The organism is Paenibacillus validus NBRC 15382 (genome assembly GCF_004000985.1).
Lineage (GTDB): Bacteria > Bacillota > Bacilli > Paenibacillales > NBRC-103111 > Paenibacillus_G > Paenibacillus_G validus.
This window is the reverse complement of sequence record NZ_BIMH01000027.1, coordinates 39,774-58,858: the sequence shown is the minus strand read 5'-3', so window position 1 is coordinate 58,858 and position 19,085 is coordinate 39,774. Positions and strand designations below refer to the sequence as shown.

The following is a 19,085-nucleotide window of genomic DNA, read 5'->3' as shown; positions in this document are numbered from 1 at the left end:
TTTTCGCTATATTCGGTTTATTTCATTGCTATAATCATTTTCATTGCTGTAGACTAAGAAAAGAGCGCATTAGCGGCCTACTTGAATGGAGATGAACCGATGGAAAGTATTAAGCGTTTTTTTGAAACATTAACGGTACGAAGATTTTTCATTCTGACCCTGATCGTTGTACTGTTATTTAGTATAAGGGATATGCTCAACCTGGTTTTGTTAACGTTCTTAATAGCTTACATCATGAACAGTCTGCAACATATGCTAACGAGAAAACTAAGCAAATACATCGCCATCAACAGCAAGTTCATTATTATTTTGCTTTATCTGGCTTTGGTCACCATCGTAGTGTTTGCGATCATTAACTATTTGCCGAAGGTCTTTGTTCAAATCAAACAGGTCAAAGATATGTTGATCGGCTTAACGAATATGCCCGTCCCCCAAGATGAAGTTTCCCAATATGTGTACAAAACATTGAAAGACTTGAATTTGCAGGCTTATGTCAAACAAGGCTTCGAATACATTCTAAGAATCAGCAATTGGGGAACGACCTTCGTGCTGGCGATCATTTTAAGCCTTGTCTTCATTCTTGAGAAAAACAGGATCATCGCCTTTACTTCCAGGTTGAAAGAAAGCAAAATTTCTTGGCTGTATGAAGAGCTTGAGTATTTCGGCAAGAAATTCATTTTGTCATTCGGGAAAGTCATCGAGGCGCAATTTCTTATTGCGATATTCAATACGATATTTACGGTGATCGGATTATGGATTCTAGGCTTTCCTTATTTGTTTGCGCTGTCGATCATGATCTTCCTGCTTAGTTTAATTCCCGTGGCGGGCTTTCTCATTTCATTACTTCCTTTATGTATTATCGGGTATAATATCGGCGGGCATCTGATGCTGATCTATGTGCTCTCGATGATCGCGGTGCTCCATTTCCTGGAGGGTTACTTCTTAAACCCGAAGCTGATGTCTTCGAAAATGAACCTCCCTATGTTCTATACGTTTATTGTTCTGATTTTCTCCGAGCATTACCTGGGAATCTGGGGCTTGATCGTCGGTATTCCAATCTTCGTCTTTTTATTGGACATCCTTGACATCGATACGACGAAGGGAGAGAACAAGACCAGTGCATGAGCAATGAGACCTTCCGGCCTATCGCCGGACTTGTATGAAACGAGGGGCTGCTTCGCTTATGAAGCAGCCTTTTTCTATGGAGCTGCCGGCCTGCTTGTGTGCCTGTCGATTCTTTTATCTATCGTTACTTGGGTCAGACAAAAGTAATTCAAGCTTGCCCGGCGTCCGATTCGGGCGTGCTAGAAGGATATTCCTGGTTTGCATCGAAATAAGCTTTGCGTAAAGGAATGATTATTTCGAAGAAGGTGCGGGATATGGAGCATTTTACAATGGAGTCCATCTTTAATGCGATTGGGGAATTGTTCTCGGACGAAACCTCGATTGTTGTTGCCAATACTAAGGAGTACATCTATTACAGGCCCAGCAAAAGGATCGATCTGAAAATTAAGCCCGGCGATCCCATTAAGGAAGGGACGATTACGCATAAAGCATTGACAGGCAAACAAAAAGTATCCGAGTTCATTGACCGTGACATATTCGGAGTCCCTTATTACGGCATGGCTGTCCCCTTGATCCATGAAGGCAAGCTCGAGGGGTGCGTGTCTGCGATTTTCCCTACCCTGACGACGGGACAATCCGTTGTCACCGTGAAGTATCAGGACGGGTGGGTTCCGGTTCCTTTCCCGGAAGTGCTGTATCTGGAAGCAAGCGACCGCAAAACGTACGTCGTCACCGAGAAGCTTTCCGGCACCCATAAATACACGCTAAATGAATTTGACTTTCTGCTGCCGAGAGACTATTTTGTGCGCTGCCACCGTTCCTTTATCGTGAATGTAAACCACATTAAGGAAATCTACCCGGATACGCACTCCACGCTTGTGTTAATCATGAGGAACGGGACCAAGATCACGGTCAGTCAATCGTATATCCGCTATTTCCGGAAGCTGCTCGGTTTCTAATGGACTTTTACGGTTTCGTTCGTCCATATACGTGTTCTGTCCGATTTTTTCCCTATTTCATCCGAAAATGCCTCTCCGCGGCCGATCATCGGTTAAAATGTGGCTAAACGACATATGAATGGGGGAAAACCCTTTGGAAAACGTTTTCAATCGCATTCGAAATCAACGTCTCCACGAGAAGGTCGTTTCTGCAGAAGAAGCCGCTTCCTGGATTAAAAACGGAATGACCTTGGGATTAAGCGGATTTACGCGGGCCGGAGATGCAAAAGCGGTTCCCATGGCGTTAGCGGAGCGTGCAAAAAGTGAAAAGCTTAAAGTTAATGTATATACGGGAGCTTCTCTTGGATCGGATATCGACAAGTTATTTGCCGAAGTCGGCTTGCTCCATAAACGTCTTCCTTTTCAAGCGGATCCGACGATGAGGCGGAAAATCAATCAAGGCGAGTTTTATTTCATAGATCAGCATTTATCCAAAACGTCGGAAATGGTGCGCGCTCAGGTGCTGGAGCCCATTGATTTCGCCATCGTGGAAGCGATTGCGATAACGGAAGACGGCATGATTATCCCGACGACATCCGTAGGCAACTCGATGGTGTTCGCGCAGCACGCGCGTTCCATTATTGTCGAAATCAACCTGGCGCAACCGCAGTCGCTGGAAGGACTTCATGATTTGTACGAACCGGGTAAACAAGGGGAGCGTACCCCCATTCCCATCTCCAGGCCGGATGACCGGATCGGGACCTTGGGCATACCCGTCGACATGAGTAAAGTCCGGGGGATTGTGTTTACGAACCAGACCGATTCCCCTTCAACCATCACAGCGCCGGACAAGGACACGGAAACAATCGCCCGGCATTTAATCGCGTTTCTGCGTCAGGAAGTCCGCGCGGGACGATTAACGAACCGGCTGGCTCCTCTCCAGTCAGGGATCGGATCGGTTTCCAACGCGGTTTTTCATGGTTTGCTGCAATCGGAATTCACGGATCTGGAGGTATATTCCGAAGTATTGCAGGACGCCGTGTTCGATTTAATGGATGCGGGCAAAGTCCGGTTTGCCTCCTGTTGTTCGATTACGCTCTCGGCTCCGAAGATGGAGCAAGTGTTCCCGAATCTCGAGAAATACCGGGACCGGCTCATCCTAAGACCGCAGGAGCTGTCCAATCATCCGGAGGTCATTCGCCGCATGGGTCTGATCGCCATCAATACGGCGTTGGAATTCGATATATACGGCAACGTGAATTCCACCCATGTGCTGGGGACGCAAATGATGAACGGCATCGGGGGCTCGGGAGACTTTGCGCGAAACGCCCGTATCTCGGTGTTCGTCACGAAATCGATCGCCAAAGACGGGAACATCTCGAGTATCGTGCCCTTTGTGTCCCATGTGGACCATACGGAGCACGATGTGGATGTGGTCGTCACCGAGCAAGGCTACGCCGATTTGCGCGGACTGGCGCCGAGAGAGCGTGCGGAGCTTATTATCAATCGCTGCGCCCATCCGCTGTACCGCGAAGCCTTACTGGACTATTATAAGGAAGCCCTTACGCGGGGAGGACAAACTCCGCATGTGCTGGAAAAGGCGCTGTCGTGGCATTCCAATTACAAGCAGTCGGGAACGATGCTTCAGAAAGTCTTGTCTTTATAAAGTGCGAAAACACAGGCTTCGGGTCTGTGTTTTTTGCTGTGGGAAAATTTCCTAATCCATATTGTAAACGCTTTAATAATGGTGTATGATAATAACAAACGTTACCGGAAACGTTTCCGGTAACGTTTGCAGGCTGGATTCATAGATGGAGGTACGATTTTGGCTAACATCAAGGATATAGCAAAACATTTGGGTGTTTCAGTTTCTACAGTTTCCAGAGCGATGAACAATCATCCCGATGTACGCCAAGAAACCAAGCTGCAGGTTATGGAGGCGATCCGTTATTTTAATTACCGGCCCAATGCGCTCGCCAAAGGCCTGATTCAGAAAAAAACGTTCACGATAGGGTTAATGGTCCCCGATCTGTCCGATCCGTTCCCTACGAGCCTGTCCAATGCCGTGGAAGAGACGTTGTTTGAACAGGGGTATCAGGTTGTATTCGGGAATGGGAACCGGAACTCGGAGAAGGAGAAACAATTTCTTCAAAGCGCCATCGAAAGACAATTCGACGGACTCATTCTGACCCCTGACTTCCTGGATGATGAATTTATTGAACTGTTGTCGAGTCTGGAAATACCGATTGTGTTCTTGAGAAGGAGACCTCCGGAAGGCCTGTCTATTCCGTATGTAGACGTAGACCATTACCAGGCGGCGACGGTTTCGATGAATTATTTGATTGAACTCGGACATCGGCAAATCGGCTTTATCGGAATGCCCCAAAGCTCTTTCATCGGTAATGAAAGACTGCGCGGATATACGGATGTCATGCGCAAGAACGGGCTGACGCCGGAAGCGGGCCATATGATCTTCGGAGGCCGCACGATTGAAAGCGGACGGGAAGCGATGGGCAAGCTGTTCGGGCACAATCCGGACTTGACCGCTGTCTTCGCAGCGAACGATTTGCTCGGGATTGGCGCTCTGGAATGGTTGGCGATGCATGATATTCCGGTTCCCGAGAAGGTGTCCGTCATCGGATTCGACAACCTGGAGTATGCCGGACTGTACTGGATTCAATTGACGACGATGGAACAGCCGCGCAGAGAGATGGGAAGAAGGGCGGCGCAGCTGCTGCTCCAAATGATAGCGGATAAAGAGTACACGCCCGAATCGGAATTGATGGAAGCCAGACTTGTTATTCGACGAACTTGCAAAGCGAGGCTGACCCCTTGAACAAAGTGTTGATCGTAACCGATATGGATGGCACATTGCTGGACCGTTCGCAGAACGTAAGCGAAGAAAATGCAAGGGCGATTAAGGAGTTCAAAGCCAGGGGAGGCTTGTTTACATTGGCCACCGGCCGAATGGAGTCGGCGGTCCTCCCCTATATTCGCCGGCTCGAGATTGACCTTCCCGTCATTCTCTACAATGGCGCCAAGATTTATTCGCCTGTCACCGGGAAGGTTCTTTATGAGAAGCGGCTCGTTATTCCCAAGGAAATTTGGAAGCGCTTTATTTCCGGTTTGTGCGACGAGTCGGCCATTCTTGTGTACCGCGAGAGCGACGTGTTTGCACCGGTGCGCAATGAGGTTCTGGAGATGCATGAACGCAAAGACGGCGTAAGATGCAAAGACATGAGGGAGGATTGGATCGATGATCCGATCACGAAGATCTTATTTATCGCACCGAGGGATAAACTGGAGCAATTCGAATCGCTGATCACGACAAGTGGAATCCGCTGCGAAATGGTTTATTCGGAAGCCAACTATTTAGAGCTGCTGCCGGAAGGCGCGACCAAAGGTGCCGCGCTTAGGGAACTGGTGCACATGCTGAGGATTGAAGGCTTGCATACGATTGCGGTTGGTGACAATGGCAACGACATCACGATGCTGCAACAAGCGGACCGCGGCATAGCGGTGGAGAATGCCAGCCAGCCTTTGAAAGAAGCGGCCGATGAACTGACGGTGCATCATGAGAATCACGCCATCCATGCGGTCATACACAAATTGATGCTTATGGAGAAAGAAGCTTAATAGCTTACAACATAAACCTAAATCAGGGGAGGCTTCACCTATGAAAAAAAGATTCAAGGCTGTCCAGCTTACCGCATTGACGCTTGCTGTACTCGGGATGACAGCTTGCGGTTCATCTACGGCGGATCAACCGGCCGCCGGCGGCAGCGGGCAGAAGGCGTCTGAGGAAGCGAAGCAGCCGGCAGCGAAATCGTCGAAGCAATTGACGATGTATACGGCTTATCCCGAAGAGGAAGCCATTAATTATGCTAACGAATTTGAGAAAGCGAGCGGAATTAAAGTCAAATTCGTCCGTTTGTCGGCAGGAGAGACGCTAGCCCGATTGCAGGCGGAGAAAAATAACCCGCAGGCCAGCGTTTGGTATGGCGGCCCATCCGACACCTTCGTCGCGGCCTCCAAGGAAGGACTGCTCGATAAATACACACCGCAAGGCATCGATAAGCTGCCGAAGGAATACTTGGACAAAGACGGATTATGGACGCCGCTCTATGTCGGTCCTCTCGGGTTTGCCGTCAATACGGAATGGCTCAAGAAGAACAACGTGAAAGCGCCTGAATCGTGGGAGGATCTGCTGAAGCCGGAATTCAAGAAGAACATTTCCATTTCGCATCCCGGTTCCTCCGGCACGGCCTATACCGTAGTGGCCTCGCTGGTTCAGTTGATGGGCGAGGAGAAAGCCTTCGATTACTTGAAGAAGCTGGATGCGAATGTCCTGCAGTATACGAAGTCGGGATCGGCGCCGGCGAAGCAGGCGGGATTAGGCGAAGCGGCCGTGGGCATTTCCTTCTCGCATGACATTTTGAAACCCAAGTCGGAAGGTTACCCGATCACGCTTGTGTTCCCCAAAGAAGGAACCGGTTATGAAGTCGGGGCTGCGGCGTTGATCAAAGGCGGGCCGGCTGACGAGTTGGACAACGCGAAGAAGTTCATCGACTGGGCGATCAGCAAAGAAGCGCAAGGCTTGTACGAGACATACAAAACGTTCCGCCTGCCTGTAAATCCCGAAGCCAAAACTTCCGACGGCCTGACGACAATAAGCGAGCTGAAAGTGGTCAATTATGACGCTGTCTGGGCGGGACAACAACGGAAGGACCTTGTAACGAAGTTTAATGAAAAAATCAAAGGTGCGGATGCGGCAAAATAGAGGGAGGCTTGCAGCAGCCTCTCTTAAGGAAAGGGGGAAGGCCATTTGGCTAAGTTGGAACCAGCCGCAAACTTGAACAGGGCATCAACCACTTCGAAACTTACGTCAATCCTGCAGCAAATGTGGAAAGAGCCCTGGTTGCTGGGCCTCATCATTCTTATTTTCGTTTCCCTGTTTCTTTTTGCCGTGTATCCCATTTATCAGGTGTTCAAAATAACCTTGGTCAGCGATAAAGGGCTGGACTTTACGACCGTAGCTAAAACGCTGGGAAGCCGTTCATTCCTGCGGTCCTTTTGGAACAGCATGCAATTGGGCGTCATCGCGGCGCTGACCAGCTCTGTCATCGGATTCGTATTCGCCTATGCCAACACCCGAACCAGCATGAAAGGCAAGTCTTTCTTTCATCTGGTCGCGCTGCTGCCGATCATTTCGCCGCCATTTGTCATTGCGCTGTCGGTGATCCTTTTGTTCGGGCGTAACGGCCTCATCACGAGCGGCTTGTTCGGGTGGCAGGGCTCGAACGTGTATGGCTTGACCAGCTTGATTGTCATCCAGACGTTGTCCTTCTTCCCGATTGCTTACTTGAATTTAAAGGGCATTCTGGAGTCCATCGATACGGCGGTGGAGAATGCTGCATTGAATCTGGGCGCTTCCCGCCTGAAAGTATTTACAACGATAACGCTGCCCTTGGCCATTCCCGGAATTTTCAGCTCGCTGCTGCTCGTATTCATCAAGTCCATCGAGGATTTCGGCAATCCGATGGTGATCGCGGGCGATTATTCCACCCTCGCGGTGGAAGCTTATCTGCAAATTACCGGGATGTACGATTTGCGCGGGGGGGCCATTATGGCGGTCGCCATTCTGTTTCCGGCCATGACGACGTATTTCCTCCAAAAATATTGGATCAGCAAAAAATCGTATGTAACCGTAACCGGCAAACCGTCCCATACGGAAATGCCGATTCGGGAGAACTATATTGTCTGGCCGCTGTTCGCTTTTTGCGGGCTGATCACCGGCGCAATCCTCGTCTTTTACGGGACCGTCGTCTGGGGCGCCTTTGTCAAGATATGGGGAATCAACCATTCGATGACGCTGGACAACTTCAAATACGTGCTCTCCCGCGGTTTTGATTCGATTACGAACTCGCTGCTGCTTTCGGTCATTTCCACGCCGATTACGGCCCTGCTTGGCATGATCATCGCTTTTCTAATCATCCGCAAAAAGTTTATCGGCAAAAAGTGGATGGAAATCAGCTCCATGCTCACCTTTGCCGTACCCGGCACCGTCGTTGGGATCGGGTATATCCTGGCATTCAATGAAAAGCCGCTGCTGCTGACCGGTACGGCCGCGATCATCATCATATGCTTGACGTTCCGCAATATGCCGGTCGGCATAGAGGGAGGCACGAACAGTCTCCGCCAAGTGGACCCGTCGATCGAAGAGGCATCGGCCATCCTGGGCGCGAACAGTTACACGACGTTCCGGAGAATAGCGCTGCCGCTGATGCGTCCGGCCTTGTTTTCCGCCCTCGTATATTCGTTCGTGAAATCGATGACTTCGATCAGCGCCATCATTTTTCTCGTCTCTGTCAATTGGAACCTGATGACGGTCACAATCCTCTCTCAAGTCGAAGGGAGCCGCTTGGGGGTGGCCGCCGCTTATTGCGTCATCCTGATCGTTATCGTCATGGCGGCTCTCGGTATCTTGCAACTGCTGGTCAATCAACTCGGGTCGAAGAAGAGGAGGGCCTTCTGATATGCGCGCAATCGTGGAAACCGTTCCATCATCCAAAGTAACATTTGCCGGGATCGTCAAGCAGTTTCCCGGCCATTCGGGCGAAGAACCGGTCTATGCCGTCAACAAGGTGTCGCTGGATATCGAACCGGGACAGCTCGTAACGCTGCTTGGCCCGTCAGGCTGCGGCAAGACGACGACGCTGCGGATGCTGGCCGGATTTGAGACGCCTACAGCGGGAGAGATTTCGATCAATGGGCAGACCATTACCCATTTGCCGCCGAATAAGCGCGATGTGGGCATGGTCTTCCAGAGCTACGCGTTGTTTCCCCACATGACCGTATATGATAATGTCGCATACGGCTTGAGCATTAAGCCGATTCCGAAGTCACAGGTCAAAGAACGGGTAGACAAGGTGCTGGCCTTGATGCACTTGGACAAAATGAAAGACCGCCTGCCTTCGCTGCTGTCCGGCGGACAGCAGCAGCGCGTGGCGCTGGCGCGGGCAGTCGTTACCGAACCGAAGGTGCTGTTATTCGACGAGCCGCTGTCCAATCTGGACGCCAAGCTCCGCGAATATATGCGCGATGAACTGCGCAAAATCCAGCAGCGCCTCGGCATCACGAGCCTCTACGTCACGCACGATCAGGCGGAAGCGATGGCCATCTCGGATAAAGTCGTGATCATGAACAAAGGCGAGATCCAGCAGATCGGATCGCCCCGGAAAATTTATATGAGACCCTGCAATCAATTCGTGGCCAACTTTATGGGCAAGGCGAATTTCCTCAAGGCGATCGTCGAGCAATCGGACTCCCGCCATATCGGGTTGAACTTGCTGGGTCAAAGACTGGTCATTCCGAAGGACCCGATCTTTGAGGTCAAAGCGGGGGAACGGGTCGATTGCGTCATCCGGCCTGAATTTTGGAGCATCGATCCCGAAGGCAAGTTCCAGGGCACGGTGGAACGGGCGATTTACCTTGGGCCTTACGTCGAATATGAAGTCGCGTTAGGCGGGCAAACCGTGGTTGTTGTCGATTACATGCATCATTTACATGAGCCGAAAAGCGTGGGAGATCTGATCCGGCTTGGGCTGTCGGGTCAATCCATTACTCTGCTGCCGCCGGGTCAGGAGTAGGGAGGAGATCAATTTTGATCCAGAAAAGAGGAGGTTCTATTTGAACCATTTGGAGATCGCCAAGCGGATTGCCAGGGATGCCGGAGCCATGATCAAATCCCGTTTAGGGACTTCCTATGTGACGGATGAGAAAAGCTCAAGCTTTGACCTTGTCACGGAAATTGATCGGGCTTCCGAGCTGATGATCCGGCAGCGCATTGAGGAACAATATCCCGAGCATACCTTCTTGGGGGAGGAAGAGTCGTTCGGCAGCGGCGAGCGATTCGTTGGCAGGCTGGAGCAAGCGTCGGCTGAGCCGTTCCTATGGATTGTCGACCCGATCGACGGCACCAGCAACTTTGTCCATAACATGCCGGGGTTTACGGTGTCCATCGCTTTAGCTTGCCGGGGGGAGCTGACGGCAGGCGTCATCTATGACCCCTGCTCGGACGAAATGTATTGGGCCGCGAAGGGGCAGGGCGCATTCGTGAACGGGAAACGCATATCGGTGTCGAACGTGGACCGGTTGGAACAAACTTTACTTGGCACCGGCTTTCCGACGGATGAGCGGGCAAGAGCCGTGGGCGTGGAATGTCTGGGTGAATTGAGCGGGAAATGCAGGTCTATCCGGTCGTTAGGGTCAGCGGCCCTGCAATTGGCTTATGTCGCATCGGGCAAGCTCGGAGCCTACTGGGAATACGGGCTGAACGTGTGGGATACGGCAGCAGGGGTTATTCTCATTCAGGAGGCGGGAGGGACCGTGACGGATACGGCAGGTCGCCCCTTCGATTTATTCACGAAAAACATCGTCGCGAGCAATGGCTTCGTTCATCAGCCGATGCTGGCATGTATGCAGCCCACCATCCATGCTTAACCGGCTAGTGGAGCGTTGGCAAATCGATCAGACAAGGGGTTCGGCCGAAGGCACTCGGTTCGGGCTCCTTTTTTGCATGAATTCCGGTATTTCTGGATACCGGCCCGGCGTACATGGATCCACCAAGATTTACCGGCATCCGGGCCTTGGTTATTGTAAAATACGTTTAGGGCGATGGGTTCTGTTTACGAATCCGATGCTTACAAACCAAGGGGAGTGAAGTCCGGGTGTCGATGGCTCGATTTGGTGAAATATGATCGTGATTGGCTGGAGAGGGAAGGTTTAGGATGCCGTTTTAGGGGAAAAATACCGCAAATGAACGGATGAAGGAGATGGAGCCTGTGGCTAAAATCAGCCGGGAACAAATCGAAAATATAAAAAGTGCGAACGCCGGGCGTACCGTTACGCTTCCGGACGGAACCGTATTGCCCAGACTCGGTCAAGGCACTTGGTTTATCGGAGACGAGCCTTCCAAAAGGCAGGAAGAAATGAAAACCTTAAGACTCGGTGTGGAGCTTGGCATGAGCTTGATCGATACCGCGGAAATGTATGGTGACGGAAGATCCGAGTCGCTGGTCGGGGAAGCGATCGAAGGCATAAGGGATCGCGTATTTCTGGTTTCCAAGGTGTATCCGCATAATGCCGGACGGGGCCGAATAGCCAAAAGCTGTGAAGACAGCCTGAAACGATTAAAGACGGACCGCCTCGACCTGTACCTGCTTCACTGGAGAGGCAGCGTTCCTTTAAGCGAAACGATAGAAGGCATGGAAAGACTGGTTGAAGCGGGAAAAATACGGAGATGGGGCGTCTCGAACCTCGATACGGCCGATATGAAAGAGCTGTCCGCGTTGGCTAAAGGTTCGCATTGTGTAACGAATCAAGTACTCTATCACCTTGGTTCCCGCGGCATTGAATATGATTTGCTGCCTTGGCAAAGAGAACACCGTATGCCGATCATGGCCTACTGTCCTATGGCGCAGGCGGGATCTTTAAGAAAAGGGCTGGTGGAGAACGAAGTGGTCAAGGACATCGCCGATCGGCATCATATCAAGCCGCTGCAGCTTCTCTTGGCATGGTGTATCCGAAACGGAGATGCGATAGCCATACCTAAGGCATCGACGGAAGAGCATGTGCTTGAGAATGCGGCGGCAGGCCTCGTTCAGTTAACGGAAGAAGACTTGCAAAGACTGGATGCCGTCTTTCCCAAGCCCTCCAGAAAAGTTCCTCTCGATATTGTGTAAGGACAGCCATACAGCTTTAGGAGCGAGCGCGCTGACCGTTTGAGGTCAGCGCGCTTTCGTGTGGAACGGCCCGGAATGGTTATCCGTGACGGGGGCGTTGCTACCGTTCAAGGGTGGCCCGGTTCTTCGGCGGATTGTACTTCTTCTTATAGTAATTGGAGAACCCGATCAGTAAAGGAACGATAACGATCGTCGGTATAAACCACAGGATGGTGCTGACGGATTGGATTTGCAGCAGCTTGGGAGCGCCGAATACGGTGAAGGCCGTAATGGTCGCGATACAACAGGTGAGCATGCCGGCAATATGCTCCATGACCCAATGCATTTTTAATCGGGGCGCCTTTAACCAATACAGAAGATGGGTTACGCCGAGGAAAACCCCGAGGAGCGGGAAGTATTGCAGCAAGGGGAAAGCAATTGTAAACCCGTAAATACTGATGCCGGCTCCGGAGAGCAATAACAGGATAGGGAACATCAAATCCCATACGTTGCGGTGCTTCTCCTGCCGCCGTTTAAAGCGAAGCACCCGAATGCCGTACCAGGCGCTGGCTCCGCTCAGGATCGAGATAAAGATTAAGAACCATGAGAAGGAGATGCGGTCCTGATCGCTGGCCGGGTCCAGGAAAATGCGAAAAATCCCCATATACAAAGCGCTAATGGAGACGATGGTCATCGCGTATACATAAATCCAGCCGATCCGATTATGCGTCTTTCCGCCCTTCTTCGTGACAATCGGGATCCAAAATACGAGTAACGCCAAAAAACCCGCAACAATATGTAGCCATCTGCTAAAGTGAAACGCTAGTTCCATCGAACCATCTCCTGTGAACGTATTGTGAGCACTTAAGAAATTATAACCAAAGTTATGGATATATGGGAAGAGAAATCATCATGCTTACAATTGCAGGCAGTCCGGTCTGGAGGGGCTGAAATCCCCGATTGTCATCATTTCGGTGGAAAGCGAGCAGCAAGCTCTTGAGATCGCCAATTCGGTCGAATATGGATTGGCGGCAGCCATTTTTACTGAAAATCTATCCTCGGCTTACCGTTTTGCCGATCAGGTGGAAAGCGGCATGGTGCATATCAATCATGGCACGGCAAGCGCGGCCCATATGCCGTTTGGGGGCGTGAAGCAATCCGGCTTCGGCGCGTACTCGATCGGAAGCTCGAACAAAGAATTTTATACCGAGATGAAAGTGGTTTATTTCCAGTATTAAGCCGTTCATTTAACCTCGCTTATTGGCGTTGTTGATGATCGGGATTCCTGATTCGATGAGCTTATCCGGGCCGGCGGACTCGGGAGGGATACCGTGCTGATAACGATGTTTATCCACAGGGTTATACACAAAGCCCACAAGCGGCAATCGCTTGCTGTGCATAAGTTTTCATGTCGATATCAACATATCCACAGACATACAGATTTTCGTGAAAATTGGGCGATGATCGCTTCCGGCTCCGTTCATAAAAGCTTTGACCGTTAACTGGGTCAGGCTTTTTTTTACTCGCCATCGTATTTTTTTTCCCGCTATTCAATTCGATCCGGTTCAACGTATAATAAAATAACGCATTTTTTAACGAGTTCTTGAAAAGGAGCCTGGGATATGATCTCTTATTTGACCGAGGATAACCTCAAAGATTTGCTGGAACGTTACCGTAGCCTGGGGCCTCTCCCCGGTATACTTTTGACCTTCCTGAAATCTTTCATCCCGCCCTTGCCTACGATCGTCATTGTTGGCGTGAACGCTGCGGTGTACGGATTATGGCTCGGCTTCTTCTATTCCTGGCTCGGCATGGTGAGCGGCTGCCTGGTGACTTTCCAGCTCGTGCGCCGAATCTCCGGACATCCATACCTGGAGAAGTGGGCCCGCCGCCCGAAGGTGGAGCGAAGCATGAGATGGGTTCGCCGGAACGCGTTCGGTTATGTGTTTCTGTTAAGTTTGTTTCCCGTAGGCCCCTTCGTGGTCGTTAATATGGCGGCCGGCCTTGCAGGAATGCGGCTGCGTTCGTTCTTGATCGCGATCCTGTTCGGCAAAGCCATTATGGTGTTCTACGTTTCCTATATCGGTTACGACCTGGAGCGGTATATCCGCAATCCGGCGCAAATCGTCTACGTGCTGCTGTTTATCGGCGCTTCGTTATGGGCCAGCAAGAAGATCGAGGCTTACTATACGCGGGAACGGGGACAAGCCCAGAATCAGTCCCATCCAGATAAAGGATAATTATTTGTAACGTCGAATGTAAGAAATCAACACCATTAACTTGTGGACTAGCGGCAGGCGGGAGTGTGTAAGATGGCGATGGCATCGATTTCATTAACGGACCAAATTGACGTTTCGAATGGGGCGCACATCCTATATTTTTACGAATCTTATGAGGGCTACCTGAGCAATGCCGTGGCGTTTGTTCGTACCGGACTTCGGCAAGGGCAGGAAATCGTGCTTATCGATAGTCTCGACAACCAGCGGCTCATCTACGAGCGTTTAACCGATGTGATCGAAGAGAAGGAGTTCGAGCATATCCATTTTTTCGATCACCGGGAGTTTTACGGCAAGTACGGGGCGTTTCATGTAAAGCTGATCTTGGAAAGCCTGGAAGAGTTGTTCCAGCCCTTTGTCAATCGCCTGCTTACGGTGCGGTCTTGGGGTCATGTCTATTGGCAGGACCAGGCGGACATCCTGGAGCAGCTGCGGAAGTATGAGTGTCATTGCGATACGTCCTTGAGCGAGTGGGGGATTCTCGGAGTGTGCGTGTATGATGGGCGCCATGTGCCGGCCAACGTGCAGAACGAGATGCTGAAGAGCCATGAGTACGTCATGACCGATACCAGCTTGGCGAAATCGACCTTTTATAACCAAAAAGGAAAAACGGTGCTGTTCCCTTCGCTTGCCGTACATACCCAAATGCAATCGGAAGTCGATTTATACAAGCAGAAGCTGGAGTTTGCGCACGTCGTCTCGCACGAGGTTCGCAATCCCTTGACGGTGATTAAAGCTTACGCGACCTTGCTGCAGAACAGGGAAGAAGATCGGTCCGCCCAAGCGAAGCTGCAGGCGATCATCGATTATGTGGACGTTATCGATAATGAAATTACGCATATTATCAACACGGAACAGATGCTGTCGTCGGAATCGCTGTGGGTGAAATCGAAAATCGCGGTAGCGCCTATCGTTTGCGAGGTGCTGCCTATGATGGTAACGAAAGCCCGTACGCAAGCTATCGCGCTGCACAGCGAATGCAGTCTCGGCGGTGAGACGATACTCGGGAATGCGATCGGGTTGAAGCTTATCATCTCCAATCTGCTGAGCAATGCGATTAAATACAGTCATGAGGGCGGCACGGTTTGGTTCAAGGCCGGTGTTCAGGGGAAGCGAGTCGTGCTGGTCATACGCGACCAAGGCATCGGGATGAGCGAAGAACAGACCCATAAGCTGTTCCGCAAGTATGAGAAAATGAACCATGAAAAAAGCGGCCAAGGGATCGGTTTGTTCATGGCGAAGCAATTGATCGACCATTTCGCCGGCGAAATCGAGATCGCGAGCGTTCTGTACCAAGGCACCGAGGTGACGGTTAGATTGCCGTTAAGCGAGGCTGCCTCGTAGCCGGTTCAATCCGGATAAGGCGCCTCGCCAGTCTAGGAACAGACACCTTCAGCTTACAGAAGCCCCCGGCGATGTTACATGGCACCGATGATGATGCCGGCCACCGCGTAATGAATCTCCGTCATATCCGGCATGCGTGCGAATCCCCTTTGGACTAACGATAAGTTTAGCTTGTATCTCCATTTACTGCGGCAGCAAAGAACCTTAACCCCGCGAAACATCAGCAGGGTTAAGGTTCTTCGTATGCAGCCTATATTCTAAACCCATCCAGCAAGCGCTGCAGTTCTTGAGAAGACGTTTGGAGCGTTTCGGCCGAGCGGAAAATGCGATGCATCGAAGCCAACTGCTCTTCATTGGCCGAGGCTACTTGCTGGAGGTGCCGGGTGGAATGACGGGAGATGCGGACCGTTTCCTCCATGGATGCGGATACTTGCTCGGTTCCGGCCGACATTTGCTCGGCGACGGCGGACACTTCCTGGATTTGCTCGGATACTTGACTGACAGCGCCTACGAGCATGGCGAAGATCGTCCCCACATTGCCCATCGCGACGGCGCCTTTGTCAACTTCCGAGGCATCCTGCTCGGTTCGGTCGACGGCGTTACGGCAGCTGCGCGTAATTTCCGCGACTAATCCGGCAATTTGCTTGGCTGCCTCGGTGGAGCCGTCGGCCAGCTTCTTCACCTCCAGGGCGACGACCTGAAAGCCACGGCCGTGCTCTCCGGCACGCGCCGCCTCAATGGAGGCGTTCAACGACAACAACCGGGTCTGTTCGGAGATGTCACGTATGACTTTGAGAATGCGGTCAATCTGAAGGGTTAATTCCGCCAGCTGCCGGATCGTCACCGACGTGCCGGCCACATTATCTTTAATCCGATTCATCTGCCGGATGGCGTCTTCGACAACAAGGCGGCCTTTATCCGATTGTTCGGCGGCGTGAGCGGCCGTCTCCGCAACGACGAACGAGGATTCGGCGATTTTTTGCACGCCGGCGGACATTTCATTCATCGCAGTGGAAGTTTCTTGCGCGGCTTGTACTTGAACTTCGGCCCCCGCCACGACTTCCTTGAAGGCCTGGGAGATCTTGTTCGTTAACTCCGTGCTTGACGTGCTGATCGCGTGTAACTGTTCGGAAGCGGACAAGGTCGTTCTGGAAACGTGCCTGCCCTCTTGTACAACCTGCAGGAACGAATCGGCGAGCGCATTGAAGGCGTTCATGACATATCTGAATTCGTCCTTCGTCTCCACGGGGACTCTGACCGTTAAGCGGCCTTCGCCCAATTGTTGCGAGACCTCGCCTAATTGCCGGATGCTTCGCTGCAAGGAAAGGGTAAAGGAGAAGAATAAATAAGCGATGAACAGGAGGACGATAACTACGGTCCAGAGCGAGAACGTCTTGGTCGCGTGATACTTCGCTATCCGCTGGTCCAGCTGCTGGACCAGCAGGCCCATCTCCTTCGCGTACAGGTTCTCGCTGGCGGTGACGGCCGCCTCATAGAGCGTTCGGACCTTCTCCGGCTCCACAATGATAAACGCATTGTTAATCAGCTGCACATGCAGCAGATCGTTAAACTGAACGACTGCATTCTCGCTTTCGCTCAATTCCTTCACGAGGGATTCGAGCAAAGCGGGCTCGGTTTTGGCTGCGGTTATGATGGATTTGGCAAGCGTCTTTTGATGCTTGTCGACTTCCCCGATCGCCAGGAGCAGCTCGTCTTTTTGCGCAGAGTTTGAGAAACGCGTCTTGCTGCTGACTTCCATGCCGATGGCCGCAGCTTGATTCAATTTGGCGAGCAGCGAAGGATAAGTGGAGGTTATGGAATCCATTAAGTAGTAGGAGCTGAGCTGTGGATCGAGAATCAGATTGGAGTTCACTTTGACCGTATCGATCAGCTGTACGAAGCGTTCATCCAGCTTCTTATGGGTTTCATCGGTTTTGGTCGGGCTGGAGCCGTCCGATACCGCTTTGAGCTCCCGCCAGCTTGCGGAGATGTCGGCGACGACTTCGGTCGCTTGCAGCTCGTCCTTGTATTGAAGCGCAAGCCGGTCCAGAGCTTCGAGGGAGCGCTCGATGCGGGCCTCCAGCTCTTGAAGTCTCTCCTTTGTCGGGGGTGTTCCGATGGTGTTCCCCAATGCCGCAAGGCGGTATTGTCCCAGATCGGTAAATAGACTCTCCAGCGGCTTGAGAAAAAGAGCCCCTTGTTTCTCCTGCTCCGCAAACCGGATATTCCGGTTCGCTTCGCCAGTCAACTGCAGCATCAAAATCACAATCGGAATGAAGAAGACGCTCCCGATCAAGATGAATTTATACAAATAACGCAGTCGGTTCATCACGAACATGCCGGGCACGAACAAACTTTGAAGGCTGGATGCCTTAAACGATGACTTCGATTTCATAGTCAAGCTCCCCCCGTCTTTTATGTCATAAAATATAACATACATATACCGGTCGAGGGAGTGTGGAACTAGAAAATTCGGACGAGTTTGTTTTTTTTAACAATAAAAGGTGCTGGATTTGTAATTTTATACAAAGGGCGGAGTAAGCCCAGGTTATTAAGGTTAGGTAATATGACATATAAATGCAAAAACGGCTCTTTCCTTCGCAGGGAACCGCCAGCTGCACCAGACGAATGGCGTGTAAGCGCGAAGCGGAGCCCAATTGTCATGGAAATGCTTTCTTTGCAGGGAGGAATCGGCTTGAAGCTGTAGAACTAGTACGTTGAATGACCTGGTTAAAGGAGAGAAGCTGTATGAAATCGGTAACGGTTCAGGATTTGGTCGAGCGCTTCTCCTTGGAAGTGCTGGCGGGAAGCCATAAATTAAACGCCGTCATCCCCAAAGGGAGGGTGCACCGGCCGGGCCTTGAGTTTGTCGGGTATTTCGATTTCTTCCCGCATGCGCATGTGCAGGTGCTCGGAAGCAAAGAAATTACTTACTTGCATACGCTTAGCGAAGAAGAACGCAACCTGCACATCGGCAATATCGTGAAATATCACCCGCCTTGCTTTGTGGTTACCCGCAATCAGGAAGGGTTGAAATATTTGAAGAAGTATTGCGAGGAAGAAGGTATTCCGCTGCTCCGCACGCCGCTTCCGTCGTCCAGATTCATCGAGCTTGTCGACGCTTATCTGACCAAAGCTTTGGCGCAGGAGATTGCCGTGCACGGCGTATGCGTCAACGTGTCGGGCATCGGTATACTGCTGCGCGGCAAGTCCGGCGTCGGCAAGAGTGAAACTGCGCATACGCTCATTCGGAGGGGACACCGGCTGGTGGCCGATGACATCGTCGTTCTGAAGAAAATCGGACCCGAGACGATTCTCGGCACGCATAACGGCAAGACGAAGGAGTTCCTTGCCCTGCGCAGCATCGGGCTTATTAACGTTTCGCGGCTGTACGGACGCAAGGCGTTCCAGGACGAGACGCGGATCGTGCTCGATATCGAGCTGACGAAATGGCAGGATCACGCGCTCAACAACGAGCTGGAGCTGGAGCCGAAGTTTACCGAGTACATGGATATCCGCATTCCGCATATCGAAATCCAACTGCAGCCCGGACGCGACGTGGCCGGATTGGTGGAGGCGGCAGCCAACAACTGGTACTTGCGTCAGCAGGGCTACAGCGCAGCCGAAGATTTCATGAAGCGGCTGCAAAGCGACGACTAGGCACGAACCGAGGAGGTTCGTGCCTTTTTTTGCAGCTTGGCGGTGTACGTCTCCGCCACCGCCAAGCGTCAGCGCATGGC

General features: G+C 51.5%; 16 protein-coding genes. 14 read left to right on the top strand and 2 right to left on the bottom strand.

Translation table 11 applies throughout. The annotated features are described in order from the left end of the window. The first annotated feature begins 99 nt into the window (after positions 1 to 99). From PVA01S_RS17200 to PVA01S_RS17155, 10 genes are all read left to right on the top strand, one after another. On the top strand, positions 100 to 1,125 hold the full coding sequence (locus tag PVA01S_RS17200) for an AI-2E family transporter (protein ID WP_127608631.1): 1,026 nt from the start codon (positions 100 to 102) through the stop codon (positions 1,123 to 1,125). Between the two features lie 254 nt (positions 1,126 to 1,379). Further along, the gene (locus tag PVA01S_RS17195) at positions 1,380 to 2,024 is read left to right on the top strand and encodes a LytTR family DNA-binding domain-containing protein (protein WP_054799475.1); all 645 of its coding nucleotides are present in this window, start codon (positions 1,380 to 1,382) and stop codon (positions 2,022 to 2,024) included. Positions 2,025 to 2,157: 133 nt separating this feature from the next. Beyond that, the gene (locus PVA01S_RS17190; protein ID WP_127608630.1) at positions 2,158 to 3,669 is read left to right on the top strand and encodes an acetyl-CoA hydrolase/transferase family protein; all 1,512 of its coding nucleotides are present in this window, start codon (positions 2,158 to 2,160) and stop codon (positions 3,667 to 3,669) included. Between the two features lie 159 nt (positions 3,670 to 3,828). Next, positions 3,829 to 4,839 (top strand): LacI family DNA-binding transcriptional regulator, encoded by a 1,011-nt coding sequence (locus PVA01S_RS17185; protein ID WP_164751872.1) that lies wholly within the window; start codon positions 3,829 to 3,831, stop codon positions 4,837 to 4,839. A 5-nt stretch (positions 4,840 to 4,844) separates the two neighbouring features. Then, positions 4,845 to 5,639 (top strand): HAD family hydrolase, encoded by a 795-nt coding sequence (locus tag PVA01S_RS17180; protein ID WP_244932981.1) that lies wholly within the window; start codon positions 4,845 to 4,847, stop codon positions 5,637 to 5,639. 40 nt (positions 5,640 to 5,679) lie between these two features. Next, a complete protein-coding gene (locus PVA01S_RS17175) occupies positions 5,680 to 6,783 on the top strand; it encodes an ABC transporter substrate-binding protein (RefSeq protein WP_127608627.1) in 1,104 nt (367 codons plus the stop codon). Positions 6,784 to 6,828: 45 nt separating this feature from the next. After that, complete coding sequence (locus PVA01S_RS17170) at positions 6,829 to 8,538, top strand: ABC transporter permease (RefSeq protein WP_218029643.1); 1,710 nt, start codon at positions 6,829 to 6,831, stop codon at positions 8,536 to 8,538. A gap of 1 nt (position 8,539) precedes the next feature. Next, a complete protein-coding gene (locus PVA01S_RS17165; RefSeq protein ID WP_127608626.1) occupies positions 8,540 to 9,652 on the top strand; it encodes an ABC transporter ATP-binding protein in 1,113 nt (370 codons plus the stop codon). Between the two features lie 40 nt (positions 9,653 to 9,692). After that, complete coding sequence (locus tag PVA01S_RS17160; protein ID WP_127608625.1) at positions 9,693 to 10,505, top strand: inositol monophosphatase family protein; 813 nt, start codon at positions 9,693 to 9,695, stop codon at positions 10,503 to 10,505. Positions 10,506 to 10,846: 341 nt separating this feature from the next. Further along, a complete protein-coding gene (locus PVA01S_RS17155; RefSeq protein ID WP_054796535.1) occupies positions 10,847 to 11,746 on the top strand; it encodes an aldo/keto reductase in 900 nt (299 codons plus the stop codon). 100 nt (positions 11,747 to 11,846) lie between these two features. Here PVA01S_RS17155 and PVA01S_RS17150 read toward each other — a convergent pair whose 3' ends face one another. Continuing rightward, positions 11,847 to 12,557, bottom strand: a complete 711-nt coding sequence (locus PVA01S_RS17150) for a DUF2306 domain-containing protein (RefSeq protein WP_127608623.1) — start codon at positions 12,555 to 12,557, stop codon at positions 11,847 to 11,849. A 58-nt stretch (positions 12,558 to 12,615) separates the two neighbouring features. Here PVA01S_RS17150 and PVA01S_RS17145 point away from each other — a divergent pair, with 58 nt between their 5' ends. The 3 genes from PVA01S_RS17145 (at position 12,616) to PVA01S_RS17135 (ending at position 15,345) form a co-directional block, all read left to right on the top strand. Beyond that, on the top strand, positions 12,616 to 12,963 hold the full coding sequence (locus PVA01S_RS17145; RefSeq protein WP_127608622.1) for an aldehyde dehydrogenase family protein: 348 nt from the start codon (positions 12,616 to 12,618) through the stop codon (positions 12,961 to 12,963). A gap of 384 nt (positions 12,964 to 13,347) precedes the next feature. Beyond that, entirely contained in the window at positions 13,348 to 13,965 is a 618-nt protein-coding gene (locus PVA01S_RS17140) for a TVP38/TMEM64 family protein (protein WP_127608621.1), read from the top strand. Positions 13,966 to 14,037: 72 nt separating this feature from the next. Beyond that, complete coding sequence (locus PVA01S_RS17135; RefSeq protein ID WP_127608620.1) at positions 14,038 to 15,345, top strand: MEDS domain-containing protein; 1,308 nt, start codon at positions 14,038 to 14,040, stop codon at positions 15,343 to 15,345. A gap of 250 nt (positions 15,346 to 15,595) precedes the next feature. Here the strand turns inward: PVA01S_RS17135 and PVA01S_RS17130 are convergent, their stop codons facing one another. Then, positions 15,596 to 17,740: a methyl-accepting chemotaxis protein gene (locus PVA01S_RS17130; protein WP_164751871.1), complete on the bottom strand. Its 2,145-nt coding sequence runs from the start codon at positions 17,738 to 17,740 to the stop codon at positions 15,596 to 15,598. 353 nt (positions 17,741 to 18,093) lie between these two features. On the opposite strand from PVA01S_RS17130, the gene hprK reads away from it, so the two are divergent. Then, entirely contained in the window at positions 18,094 to 19,005 is a 912-nt protein-coding gene (hprK, locus tag PVA01S_RS17125) for an HPr(Ser) kinase/phosphatase (protein ID WP_054796542.1), read from the top strand. Positions 19,006 to 19,085: the final 80 nt, after the last annotated feature.